Annotated in this window: 10 protein-coding genes; 2 read left to right on the top strand and 8 right to left on the bottom strand. The window is 55.4% G+C overall.

What is annotated here, in order from left to right:
• The first annotated feature begins 23 nt into the window (after window positions 1-23).
• Window positions 24-1,958, top strand: coding sequence for a heparinase II/III family protein (locus JGF26_RS04035; RefSeq protein ID WP_134707322.1), 1,935 nt, complete (start codon window positions 24-26; stop codon window positions 1,956-1,958).
• A gap of 47 nt (window positions 1,959-2,005) precedes the next feature.
• Window positions 2,006-2,329, top strand: a complete 324-nt coding sequence (locus JGF26_RS04040; protein ID WP_028019434.1) for a cupin domain-containing protein — start codon at window positions 2,006-2,008, stop codon at window positions 2,327-2,329.
• Window positions 2,330-2,413: 84 nt separating this feature from the next.
• Here JGF26_RS04040 and sucD read toward each other — a convergent pair whose 3' ends face one another.
• The 8 genes from sucD to sdhC form a co-directional block, all read right to left on the bottom strand.
• Complete coding sequence (gene sucD / locus JGF26_RS04045) at window positions 2,414-3,283, bottom strand: succinate--CoA ligase subunit alpha (RefSeq protein WP_008501094.1); 870 nt, start codon at window positions 3,281-3,283, stop codon at window positions 2,414-2,416.
• The gene (gene sucC / locus JGF26_RS04050; RefSeq protein WP_006809579.1) at window positions 3,283-4,449 is read right to left on the bottom strand and encodes an ADP-forming succinate--CoA ligase subunit beta; all 1,167 of its coding nucleotides are present in this window, start codon (window positions 4,447-4,449) and stop codon (window positions 3,283-3,285) included. Before sucC ends, sucD begins: the two co-directional genes overlap by 1 nt.
• Window positions 4,450-4,531: 82 nt before the next feature.
• Window positions 4,532-5,752, bottom strand: coding sequence for a 2-oxoglutarate dehydrogenase complex dihydrolipoyllysine-residue succinyltransferase (gene odhB / locus JGF26_RS04055; protein ID WP_028019435.1), 1,221 nt, complete (start codon window positions 5,750-5,752; stop codon window positions 4,532-4,534).
• 14 nt (window positions 5,753-5,766) lie between these two features.
• Window positions 5,767-8,574: a 2-oxoglutarate dehydrogenase E1 component gene (sucA, locus tag JGF26_RS04060; RefSeq protein WP_028019436.1), complete on the bottom strand. Its 2,808-nt coding sequence runs from the start codon at window positions 8,572-8,574 to the stop codon at window positions 5,767-5,769.
• Window positions 8,575-8,807: 233 nt separating this feature from the next.
• Window positions 8,808-9,524 carry a succinate dehydrogenase iron-sulfur subunit SdhB gene (sdhB, locus tag JGF26_RS04065; protein ID WP_008501090.1) on the bottom strand — a complete coding sequence of 239 codons (717 nt, stop codon included), beginning with the start codon at window positions 9,522-9,524 and terminating at the stop codon, window positions 8,808-8,810.
• Window positions 9,525-9,539: 15 nt separating this feature from the next.
• A complete protein-coding gene (gene sdhA, locus JGF26_RS04070; RefSeq protein WP_128347818.1) occupies window positions 9,540-11,306 on the bottom strand; it encodes a succinate dehydrogenase flavoprotein subunit in 1,767 nt (588 codons plus the stop codon).
• Window positions 11,306-11,653 (bottom strand): succinate dehydrogenase membrane anchor subunit, encoded by a 348-nt coding sequence (sdhD, locus tag JGF26_RS04075; protein ID WP_008501088.1) that lies wholly within the window; start codon window positions 11,651-11,653, stop codon window positions 11,306-11,308. Before sdhD ends, sdhA begins: the two co-directional genes overlap by 1 nt.
• Window positions 11,647-12,051 carry a succinate dehydrogenase cytochrome b556 subunit gene (gene sdhC, locus JGF26_RS04080; protein WP_020684965.1) on the bottom strand — a complete coding sequence of 135 codons (405 nt, stop codon included), beginning with the start codon at window positions 12,049-12,051 and terminating at the stop codon, window positions 11,647-11,649. Before sdhC ends, sdhD begins: the two co-directional genes overlap by 7 nt.
• Between the last annotated feature and the right edge of the window lie 162 nt (window positions 12,052-12,213).

Genomic DNA, 12,213 nt, shown 5'->3' on the forward strand with positions numbered 1-12,213 from the left:
ACGTCAACGCATACAGGTAGATAATGAAACAGTTTACAGAAGCACAGATTGCCGCTGCAAAAGCCCGGGTAACGCCGGAGATCCTTCGCCGCCTGGAGGAAAACAACCGCGACGTCCTTAACCACGACACGCTGGTTCCGCAAACGGGCTGCGCCACGTGGAACCACTATTTTTACTGCCCGGAACACAGCGTGCGGCTGTTCTGGGACCGGAAATCGCCCAATAAGCACCGTTGCCCGGTTGATGGAGCCGTCTTTACCGGTGAACCTTACTATGGTGCCTGGTGGCGCTGGCTTAACGGGCTCAATGCTAAAGCGTGCTATGAGCTGGGCATCCTCTGGCTGCTAACGGACGATAATAAATACCTCAATAAAATTACCGATATCCTGATGCAGTACGCAAAATACTACCCTGACTACGAAGAACACGGCGGTATTCCTTATAACGGTCCCGGTAAAGCCAACGCGCAGACGCTGTGTGAAGCCAACTGTCATGCCGATTTTGCCCGTGGATTCGATATCGTCAGCGCCGCGCTGACGACAGAACAGTATGAGTATATTTCCCGACGCCTGCTGCGCAGCGGAGCCGATTTTCTGATGCAGCACCGTAGCAATCAAATCCACAACCACGAGGTGAAGATCAGCGCGACCATCGGCATTATCGGCGCGATTCTCGACGACGATCGCTATCTGACGTTTGCCGTTAACAGCCCTTACGGCCTGCGGTATCAGCTGGAACATGCCCTGCTGCCCGGCGGCTTATGGTTCGAAGGTTCGCTGCATTACCACTATTACGCGCTTGAGGCGTTCATGGGCTTTGAGAAATTCGCCCAACATGGTCCGTTCAGCCTGCTGGATAAGCCCTGGTATACGAACATGCTGTCGCTGCCATTGACGCTGCTGATGCCGAATATGACCCTGCCTAAAGTAAACGACTGCGTGAACGGCCAGGAGAGACTCGGCCACGCCGATATCTATGAATTTGCGTTCAACTATTATGGCAACCCGCAATATGGCGAGCTGTTAGCCTGGCTATACACCGCTGGACCGCGCGACAACATTGATGCCCTTTTCTATGGGCAACCGCTGCCGGCGCAGGCGTTAAGCGCCCCGGAGGGTAATGAGCATAATCCTGACGCCGGATTTACGATAATCCGCAACGCGCCAGGCCGCGCCGTATGCATTAAACATGGCCCCTATGGCGGCGAGCACGATCACTACGACAGACTCAACCTTATCGTCTTCAATAACTACAGCGCGCTGTTCCCCGATCTGGGCACAACCGGCTATGGCGCACCGCTGCACTATGGCTACTACAAAAATACGTTTTCGCACAATACGCTGTGCGTCAACGGACTCAACCAGCCCCCTGCACTACCCAGGGTTCTCGATTACCAGCAGCAGGAGGGAGAATCGCGGCTGATCGCCGAAGTGGACTGGTGCAGCGCCGCTGTGTTACCCGACAGCAAAACTCGCGTGGAGTGGGATGATGAGTCCTACCGGGATATCGTTTTTCGCCGTAGCATCGTCGTGACGGAAAACCTGCTGATTGATAAATGGGACGTCGATAATCCTCACTACCAGTGCGTCGATGCGGTTTACCACATCAACGCCTCAGCAACACCGACGGCGCCACAGAATGGCGTCCGGATCTGCTACCCCTACGTTAAGCAGGCAACTGAACAGCCGCTGAAGGGTAAAATGGAGGTTCACTACCAGGCCGACGCCCCGGTATCTGTCACCTGCTTTTCGACCAACAATACGGCGTTAATCAAAGCTCAGGGACCGAATAACCCTTCGACATCAACGATCGACTACCTGCTATTACGCAGCCGAGATAAGCGCATTTCCTTCGTGTTTGTCACAGATTTCACGGGCACCGGGAAAGTCGATATCGTGAAGAGCGACGATACAATAACCGTGATTGACATGACGTTAAACCGCACATACCGCCTCTGACAGCGCGGTCAGAAGTCACTCATTCACTATACAACTGAGGTAATACGATGTTTGTTTTTCACAATCAGACCCAGCTGGAAGAGGCTGGGAATGGCGTAACCCGCCGGATCCTCGCCCATGCCGGTAATATGATGGCGGTTGAAGTACATTTCGCGCAGGGTGCCATCGGCCCCATGCACAGCCATCCCCACGAGCAGTTGACGTATGTTCTCTCCGGTGAGTTTGAATTTACCATTGGCGACGAAACGCATACCGTCAGAGCAGGCGATACGCTGTACAAACAACCCAATGTTATGCACGGCTGCGTCTGTCACAAGGCGGGAACCCTGCTGGATACCTTTACGCCGATACGTGAGGATTTTCTGCAATAAAAAAAGGCCGCTTTACAGCGGCCAACCATGTCGAAACGGACATTTTTTTATTTCAACGCTCTCCTTGCAGAGAGCAGAGAGGATTTACTTAATGATGGATTTCAGTGCTTCGCCGATATCCGCCAGGCTGCGAACGGTTTTCACGCCTGCGGCTTCCAGCGCTGCGAATTTCTCATCAGCCGTACCTTTACCACCCGCGATAATCGCACCTGCGTGACCCATACGCTTGCCTTTCGGCGCAGTCACACCCGCGATGTAACCGACAACTGGCTTGGTCACGTGTTCTTTGATGTAAGCAGCCGCTTCTTCTTCAGCGCTACCACCGATCTCACCGATCATCACGATCGCTTCGGTCTGTGGATCTTCCTGGAACAGCTTCAGGATGTCGATGAAGTTAGAGCCCGGGATCGGGTCACCGCCGATGCCCACACAGGTGGACTGGCCGAAGCCGTAATCGGTGGTCTGTTTGACCGCTTCATAGGTCAGCGTACCGGAGCGGGAAACGATACCCACTTTGCCCGGCTTGTGAATGTGGCCCGGCATGATACCGATTTTGCATTCGCCTGGAGTGATAACGCCTGGGCAGTTCGGGCCGATCATACGCACGCCAGCTTCATCCAGCTTCACCTTCACGGTCAGCATATCCAGCGTCGGGATGCCTTCAGTGATGGTGATGATCAGTTTAATACCTGCATCGATCGCTTCCAGAATGGAGTCTTTGCAGAACGGTGCCGGAACGTAGATCACGGTCGCGGTTGCGCCAGTGGCTTCTACGGCTTCACGCACGGTGTTAAACACCGGCAGACCCAGGTGCGTAGTACCGCCTTTACCTGGCGTTACGCCGCCAACCATTTGCGTACCGTAGGCAATCGCCTGTTCGGAGTGGAAAGTCCCCTGGCTACCGGTGAAGCCCTGGCAGATAACCTTGGTATCTTTATTAATTAAAACGGACATTATTTCCCCTCCACTGCGGCAACAACCTGCTGAGCTGCATCCGTCAGACTTTTCGCTGCAATAATATTCAGGCCGCTGTCAGCCAGTTTTTTCGCGCCGAGTTCAGCGTTGTTACCTTCCAGACGCACAACTACCGGAACGTTAACACCCACTTCTTCCACTGCACCGATGATACCGTCGGCGATCAGGTCACAACGCACGATACCGCCGAAGATGTTAACCAGAACGGCCTTCACGTTGTCGTCAGACAGGATGATTTTGAACGCTTCGGTTACGCGCTCTTTGGTTGCGCCACCGCCTACGTCGAGGAAGTTTGCTGGCTCACCGCCGTGCAGCTTAACGATGTCCATGGTGCCCATAGCCAGGCCCGCACCGTTAACCATGCAGCCGATGTTGCCATCCAGCGCCACGTAGTTCAGTTCCCACTGTGCAGCCTGCGCTTCACGCGGGTCTTCCTGAGACTGGTCACGCATTTCGCGCAGATCCGGCTGGCGGAACAGTGCGTTGCCGTCAGCGCCCAGTTTACCGTCGAGACAGATCAGATCGCCCTGAGTGGTGATCACCAGCGGGTTGATCTCGATCAGCGCCAGGTCGCGCTCCAGGAAGATGGTCGCCAGACCCATGAAGATCTTGGTGAACTGTTGAACCAGTTTACCTTCCAGACCCAGTTTGAACGCCAGCTCACGACCCTGGTAAGGCATTGGACCTGCCAGCGGATCGATAGCCACTTTGTGGATCAGATGAGGGGTTTCTTCTGCCACTTTTTCGATTTCCACGCCGCCTTCGGTAGACGCCATGAACACCACGCGACGGGAACTACGGTCAACAACCGCACCCAGGTACAGTTCTTTCGCGATATCGGTCGCGGCTTCTACCAGGATCTGGTTAACCGGCTGGCCGTTCGCATCTGTCTGGTAGGTCACCAGACGCTTGCCGAGCCAATGTTCAGCAAACGCGCGAATCTCTTCTTTGCTCTTAACAACCTTCACACCGCCCGCTTTACCACGGCCACCAGCGTGAACCTGACACTTAACTACCCAAGGGCCGGAACCGATTTTAGATGCGGCTTCTTCTGCTTCACGCGGGGTAGTACAGGCATAACCCACCGGAGCCGGTAAGCCATACCGGGCAAACAGCTGTTTGGCCTGATATTCATGTAAGTTCATGTGTTCTATCCATCCTTCAGGTAATCGTTAGGTCGTGCTTTTATAGGCCCGGCAGCTATATGCCGCCGGGCAAGACTGCAAACTAGACGTCGAGCAGCAGACGCGTTGGATCTTCCAGCAGCTCTTTAATCGCCACCAGGAAGCCCACGGACTCGCGGCCATCGATCAGACGGTGATCGTAAGACAGTGCCAGGTACATCATCGGCAGGATCTCAACTTTACCGTCTACCGCCATAGGACGATCTTTAATGGCATGCATACCCAGGATCGCGCTCTGCGGCGGGTTAATGATTGGGGTAGACATCAGCGAACCGAATACGCCGCCGTTGGTAATGGTGAAGTTACCGCCGGTCAGGTCATCTACGGTCAGCTTGCCGTCGCGGCCTTTCACAGCCAGCTCTTTAATATTTTTCTCGATATCAGCCATACCCAGGGTATCCACGTCACGCAGTACTGGGGTCACCAGGCCACGCGGAGTAGATACCGCCATGCTGACGTCGAAGTAGTTGTGGTAAACCACGTCATCACCGTCGATGGACGCGTTCACTTCCGGGTAGCGTTTCAGCGCTTCAACCACCGCTTTCACGTAGAAGGACATAAAGCCCAGACGGATACCGTGACGTTTTTCAAACGCGTCACCGTACTGCTTACGCAGGTCCATGATTGGCTTCATGTTCACTTCGTTGAAGGTGGTCAGCATCGCGGTGGAGTTTTTCGCTTCCAGCAGACGCTCAGCCACACGCTTACGCAGGCGAGTCATTGGCACACGTTTTTCGCTGCGGGCACCCAGAGCAGGCTGTGCTGCTGGTGCCGCCGCAGGGGCTTTCGCTTCTGCTTTCGCAGGCGCTTTCGCCAGGTGCTTCTCGATATCTTCACGGGTCAGACGACCACCCACACCGGTGCCTTTAATAGCAGCCGCATCCAGGTTGTGCTCAGCCAGCAGGCGACGGATCGCCGGGCTGAGCGCATCGTTGGTCTGCTCTTCCAGAGAAGCCTGCTGGCGTTGAGCCGGCGTAGAGGCTTTCTCTTCAGATTTCGCACTGGACTCTTTGCCCGCGCTGTTGCCTTCGCGCAGGCGACCCAGGATCTGACGAGAGGTTACGGTTGTGCCTTCATCTTCCAGCACAGCATCCAGAACACCATCCGCCGAAGCCGGTACTTCCAGTACCACTTTGTCAGTTTCGATTTCTACCAGCACTTCATCGCGCTTAACGGCATCGCCTGGTTTTTTGTGCCAGGTAGCGACGGTCGCATCTGCTACAGATTCAGGCAGGTCGGGAACAAGAATATCTACGCTACTCATTATGTATCCTTTAATTAATCGACGTTCAGCGCGTCATTGACCAGATCTTGTTGCTGCTTCTGGTGAACGGACATATACCCTACCGCCGGTGAGGCGGAGGCCGGGCGACCTGCATAACGCAGGGCTGACCCAAATGGAATCACTTCACGGAAATGATGCTGGCTGCAGTACCATGCGCCCTGGTTGAGCGGCTCTTCCTGGCACCAGACAAAATCATGTACGTGAGCGTAAGGTTTCAGCGCTTCCTGCACCGCCTGGTGCGGGAACGGATAAAGCTGTTCGATACGCACGATGGCGACATCTTTCTGATCGTTCTTACGGCGCTGTTCCAGCAGGTCGTAATAAACCTTACCAGAACACATCACCACACGCTTCACAGCCTGCGGATCCAGTTCATCAATCTCACCGATGGCTGGCAGGAAGGTGCCATTCGCCAGTTCATCCAGGCTGGACACGGCCAGCGGATGACGCAGCAGGGATTTCGGCGACATCACCACCAGCGGACGGCGCATACCGCGCAGCGCCTGACGACGCAGCATGTGGTACACCTGAGCCGGGGTGGACGGCACGCAGACCTGCATATTCTGCTCAGCGCAGAGCTGCAGATAACGTTCCAGACGCGCGGAGGAGTGCTCCGGACCCTGGCCTTCATAGCCGTGCGGCAGCAGCATCACCAGGCCACACATACGGCCCCATTTCTGCTCGCCGGAGGAGATGAACTGGTCGATCACAACCTGCGCACCGTTGGCGAAGTCACCGAACTGCGCTTCCCAGATAGTCAGGGTGCGAGGTTCTGCGGTGGCGTAACCGTATTCGAATGCCAGCACCGCTTCTTCAGACAGCACGGAGTCCCAGACCTTGAACTGGCCCTGACCGTTGTGCACGTGCTGCAGCGGAGTGTAGGTTGAACCGTTGGACTGGTTGTGAACAACCGCGTGACGGTGGAAGAAGGTGCCACGGCCCGCATCTTCACCGGACAGACGAACAGGAATACCCTCGTCAACCAGCGTTGCGTAAGCCAGGGTTTCCGCGCCGCCCCAGTCAAACAGCTTCTCGCCTGCCGCCATGGACTGACGGTCAGCGTAGATTTTCTGCACGCGAGACTGCATCTCAATGGCGTCAGGCACAGTGCTGATGCGTTTAGCCAGCTCCTGCAGGCGCTTCATTTCGACCTTGTTCGGGTAGCTCTCATCCCACTCGTGGTTGAGGTACGGCGACCAGGTAAAGGAGTGCATGTTCATTGGGCGCAGCTCTTTCACCACGCATTCACCCGCATCCAGCGCGTCGCGGTAGAGGTTGACCATTTCGGTCGCATCTTCCAGCGTCGCCACTTTGTCGCTCTCCAGCTTGTCAGCATAGATTTTGCGCGGGGTCGGGTGTTTTTTGATTTTCTGGTACATCAGCGGCTGGGTTGCACTTGGCTCATCCGCTTCGTTGTGGCCGTGACGACGGTAGCAGAAGAGGTCAATGAACACATCGCGCTTGAAGGTGTTACGGAAGTCCAGCGCCAGACGGGTAACAAAAGCAACGGCTTCCGGGTCATCCGCGTTAACGTGGAAGATCGGTGCCTGTACCATTTTACCGATGTCGGTGCAGTACGGGGTAGAACGTGCATCCAGCGGGTTAGAGGTGGTGAAGCCCACCTGGTTGTTAATCACGATGCGAACGGTACCGCCCACTTCGTAACCACGCGCTTTCGACATGTTCAGGGTTTCCTGAACCACGCCCTGCCCTGTTACCGCCGCATCACCGTGGATGGTGATTGGCAGTACTTTATTGCTGCTCGGCTCGTCCAGACGATCCAGACGCGCACGCACGGAACCGATAACCACCGGGCTAACGATTTCAAGGTGTGACGGGTTAAACGCCAGCGCCAGGTGAACCAGACCGCCCTCGGTTTCGATATCAGACGAGAAGCCCATGTGGTACTTCACGTCGCCGGTGCCGAGGTGTTCTTTATGTTTGCCCGCAAATTCGTCGAACAGGTCCTGCGGTTTTTTACCCAGCACGTTGACCAGTACGTTCAGACGACCACGGTGCGCCATACCCAGCACCACTTCACGGGTACCGCTCTTGCCGGCGTGACGAATCAGCTCTTTCAGCATCGGCACCAGCGCATCACCGCCTTCCAGCGAGAAGCGTTTTGCGCCCGGGAATTTCGCGCCCAGATAGCGCTCAAGACCCTCGGCAGCGGTCAGTTCGTTCAGGAAGCGTTTTTTCTCGTCAGCCGAGAAGGTCGCATGGCCCGCTACGGATTCGATGCGCTGCTGGATCCAGCGTTTCTCTTCGGTAGAGGTAATGTGCATGTATTCCGCGCCGATGGAGCCGCAGTAGGTTTGCTTGAGCGCGTCAATCAGATCGCCCAGCTTCATCGTGTCTTTGCCGATGGCAAAGGAACCTACGTTAAAGCTTTCCTGGAAATCGGCCTCGGTCAGATCGTGATACGCCGGATCGAGATCCGCCACACGGTCTTGCTGCCACAGTCCCAGCGGATCGAGATTCGCATGCTGGTGACCACGGAAGCGATAAGCGTTGATAAGCTGCAGGACTTTAACCTGCTTCGCATTGGTGTCAGGGTCGGAAATCGCAGAAGAGTAACGTGAGGCATCCTTCGCCAGACGACGGAAATAATCACGTGTTTTGGAATGGAATTGATCCGGTTTGACTCCCGTGCCAGGCAACTGCTGGAACATGGAACGCCAGTTTGCGTCCACTGAGTCAGGATCGGTTAAGAAGTCTTCATAGAGCTGTTCTATCCAGCTCTGGTTGGCACCAGAGAGGTAAGAAGAGTCCAGCCAGGCTTTCATTGCGCCGTTCTGCATCGTGATCCCTTAAGCATTTTTATGCTTACTTTCGCCGTAGAAACTACCACGCACACCACGTGTACGTGCCGGGGTTCACCTGCGAGCTCTTTTCATTTGGCCCGCGAAGGAACCTTTAGAAACTGTCTGGACTTCAGGGTAGTACAGGGCAGTTTTTAAAGGTTTCTGCAATCTGTTCCCTCTCCCTGCGGGAGAGGGTCAGGGTGAGGGGAACAGCGCTCCCCTCTCACTACTTACGCACTGCGCTGCAACAACATCGACTTAATATGGCCGATGGCGCGCGTCGGGTTCAGCCCCTTCGGACACACACTGACGCAGTTCATGATGCTATGGCAGCGGAATACGCTGAAAGCGTCACTCAGTCCTTCCAGACGGCTATCGGTTTCGGTGTCGCGGCTATCGATCAGGAAGCGATAGGCAGCCAGCAGACCCGCCGGGCCGATAAACTTGTCCGGGTTCCACCAGAACGATGGGCAGGACGTCGAACAACATGCACAGAGAATACACTCGTACAGCCCATCGAGTTTTTCACGCTGCTCAGGAGACTGTAAGTGCTCGCGAGCGGGCGGATTTTGCCCATTATTCAACAAGTAAGGCTTAATCTTCTCATATTGTGCATAGAATTGCCCCATGTCCACCACCAAATCACGCACGACCGGCAGGCCAGGCAGAGGACGGATAACAATTTTCTGACCTGGACGCTGCAACGCGGAAATTGGCGTGATGCAGGCCAGGCCATTTTTGCCGTTCATGTTCACGCCGTCAGAGCCACACACCCCTTCACGGCAGGAACGACGAAACGACAGCGTCGGATCTTTTTCTTTCAGCTGGATTAAGGCATCCAGCAGCATCATGTCACGACCTTCTTCCGCTTCCAGGGTGTAATCCTGCATACGCGGAGCATCATCAACATCCGGGTTATAACGATAAACTGAGAATTCGAGTTTCATTATCCTGTCTCCGCATTAGTAAGTACGAATCTTCGGCGGGAACGCCGGACGCAGTTTCGGTTCCATGTTCACCTGACGGCGCGTCATGGTTTCCGATTCTGGCAGATACAGGGAATGGCACAGCCAGTTTTCATCGTCACGCTCCGGGAAGTCGAAGCGGCTATGCGCGCCACGGCTTTCGGTACGGAAGTTTGCCGACATCGCGGTGGCAAATGCAGTTTCCATCAGGTTATCCAGCTCCAGGCACTCAACGCGCTGGGTGTTGAACTCGCTGGAAGTGTCGTCCAGACGGGCATTTTTCAGACGCTCGCGGATCGCTTTCAGCTGCTCAAGACCTTTGGCCATCGCGTCACCTTCACGGAATACCGAGAAGTTGTGCTGCATACATTCCTGAAGCGCTTTACGGATTTCCACCGGATCTTCGCCGTTACGGTTGCCGTTCCAGCGGTTGAGGCGCTCAAGAGAGGCACCAATTTCGTCGTCGGTCGCGTCACGCAGGTCGCCCTGCTCGGCAATGGATTCCTGCAGATGCAGACCCACCGCACGACCAAACACCACCAGGTCCAGCAGGGAGTTGCCGCCCAGACGGTTGGCACCGTGTACGGATACGCAGGCGATTTCACCTACTGCGAACAGGCCAGGGATGACCACGTCTTCGCCCTGCTCGTTCACGGTCAGCGCCTGACCGGTCACTTTGGTCGGAATACCGCCCATCATATAGTGGCAGGTTGGGATTACCGGAATTGGCTCTTTTACAGGGTCAACGTGAGCGAAGGTACGGGACAGTTCCAGGATGCCTGGCAGACGGGACTCCAGTACTTCTTTACCCAGATGGTCGAGTTTCAGCTTGGCGTGCGGACCCCATGGGCCGTCGCAGCCGCGGCCTTCACGGATTTCGATCATGATGGAGCGCGCCACCACGTCACGACCCGCCAGGTCTTTCGCATTCGGGGCGTAACGCTCCATGAAGCGCTCGCCGTGTTTATTCAGCAGATAACCACCTTCACCGCGGCAGCCTTCTGTTACCAGAACGCCCGCACCAGCGATACCGGTTGGGTGGAACTGCCACATCTCCATATCCTGCACCGGCACGCCCGCGCGGATAGCCATACCGACGCCGTCACCGGTGTTGATGTGGGCGTTAGTGGTGGACTGATAGATACGGCCTGCACCGCCGGTTGCCAGCACGGTTGCACGTGCTTTGAAGTAGACCACTTCACCGGTTTCGATGCACAGCGCGGTACAACCCACAATTGCGCCATCGGCGTTTTTCACCAGATCCAGCGCGTACCACTCGGAGAAGATGGTGGTATGGTTTTTCAGGTTCTGCTGGTACAGGGTGTGCAGCAGCGCGTGGCCGGTACGGTCAGCCGCCGCCGCAGTACGTGCCGCCTGCTCGCCGCCGAAGTTTTTCGACTGGCCGCCAAACGGACGCTGATAGATGGTGCCATTTTCCAGACGGGAGAACGGCAGACCCATATGGTCCAGCTCCAGAATCGCTTCCGGGCCAGTCTTACACATATATTCGATGGCATCCTGGTCGCCGATGTAGTCGGAACCTTTTACCGTGTCGTACATGTGCCATTCCCAGTTATCTTCATGGGAGTTACCCAGCGCAACGGTGATACCGCCCTGCGCAGACACAGTGTGGGAACGGGTTGGGAATACTTTTGAGAGCAGCGCACAGGTCTGGCCGCTCTGGGAAATTTGCAGTGCGGCACGCATACCTGCGCCACCCGCACCAATCACGACAGCATCAAATTCTCTGACTGGCAGTTTCATTACACACCCCACACCACAACGAATCCATAAATAACGTAAACCACCAGAGCAACGACGATAGCCAGCTGCAGAGGAAGGCGAATAGCCAGTGGTTTAACGTAATCGGTCAACACCTGCCACATGCCGATCCAGGCATGAATAAGGATGGAGAACAGCGCCAGCAGGGTGAACACTTTGGTGAAGGCAGATCCGAAGAACCCACTCCAGATTTCCCACGTCAGCGTGCCGCTGGTCGCGAAGAAACCGATCATATAGATAATGTAAAGGGTGAGAACGATAGCGGTAGCACGGACCAGAATGAAGTCATGTACGCCGTTGCGTCCTAATGCGGAGGCGTTGCTTACCATACGAGAACTCCTGCGAGAAGTGAAAGCACGACTGTAATCACAAATGAAATGTTAGCGGAGCGTTTCCCGGCTTCGAAGGTTTCTTCCAGGTAGCCAAAGTCCATCAGCATATGGCGAACACCCACCACAACGTGGTACGCCAGCGCGGTCAGAATGCCCCACATGATAAATTTCACGAAGAAGCTGTTCATGATGGCAGAGGCCTGGAGGAATCCTTCAGGAGAAGAGAGGCTGGTGCCCAGTAACCACAGCAGAATACCGACCGCCACAAACGTAATCACACCAGAAACGCGGTGCAAAATGGACGCTATTGCTGTTACAGGGAACCGGATCGTTTTGAGGTCCAGATTGACAGGTCTTTGTTTTTTCACATTTCTTATCATGAATAACGCCCACATGCTGTTCTTATTGTTTCCTTCCTCCGGACTGCGATGCGGGTCAAGCAGCGTTCCTTTTCTATAACTGCGCGTCATGCAAAACATTGCTTCCAGATGCTTAAACGACACGTTACAACGCTGGGTGGCTCGGGATTGCAGGGTGTTCCGGAGACCTGGCGGCAG

Origin of the sequence: Enterobacter sp. E1 (assembly GCF_016809815.1) — a bacterium.
Taxonomy (GTDB): Bacteria; Pseudomonadota; Gammaproteobacteria; order Enterobacterales; family Enterobacteriaceae; genus Enterobacter; species Enterobacter adelaidei.

Excerpts from the sequence above, each read along its gene's own strand:
- sdhB (WP_008501090.1), bottom strand. The coding sequence starts at position 9,524 with ATGAAACTCGAATTCTCAGTTTATCGTTATAACCCGGATGTTGATGAT.
- sdhD (WP_008501088.1), bottom strand. The coding sequence starts at position 11,653 with ATGGTAAGCAACGCCTCCGCATTAGGACGCAACGGCGTACATGACTTC.
- sucA (WP_028019436.1), bottom strand. The coding sequence starts at position 8,574 with ATGCAGAACGGCGCAATGAAAGCCTGGCTGGACTCTTCTTACCTCTCT.
- JGF26_RS04040 (WP_028019434.1), top strand. The coding sequence starts at position 2,006 with ATGTTTGTTTTTCACAATCAGACCCAGCTGGAAGAGGCTGGGAATGGC.
- sdhA (WP_128347818.1), bottom strand. The coding sequence starts at position 11,306 with ATGAAACTGCCAGTCAGAGAATTTGATGCTGTCGTGATTGGTGCGGGT.
- sdhC (WP_020684965.1), bottom strand. The coding sequence starts at position 12,051 with ATGTGGGCGTTATTCATGATAAGAAATGTGAAAAAACAAAGACCTGTC.
- sucD (WP_008501094.1), bottom strand. The coding sequence starts at position 3,283 with ATGTCCGTTTTAATTAATAAAGATACCAAGGTTATCTGCCAGGGCTTC.
- JGF26_RS04035 (WP_134707322.1), top strand. The coding sequence starts at position 24 with ATGAAACAGTTTACAGAAGCACAGATTGCCGCTGCAAAAGCCCGGGTA.
- sucC (WP_006809579.1), bottom strand. The coding sequence starts at position 4,449 with ATGAACTTACATGAATATCAGGCCAAACAGCTGTTTGCCCGGTATGGC.
- odhB (WP_028019435.1), bottom strand. The coding sequence starts at position 5,752 with ATGAGTAGCGTAGATATTCTTGTTCCCGACCTGCCTGAATCTGTAGCA.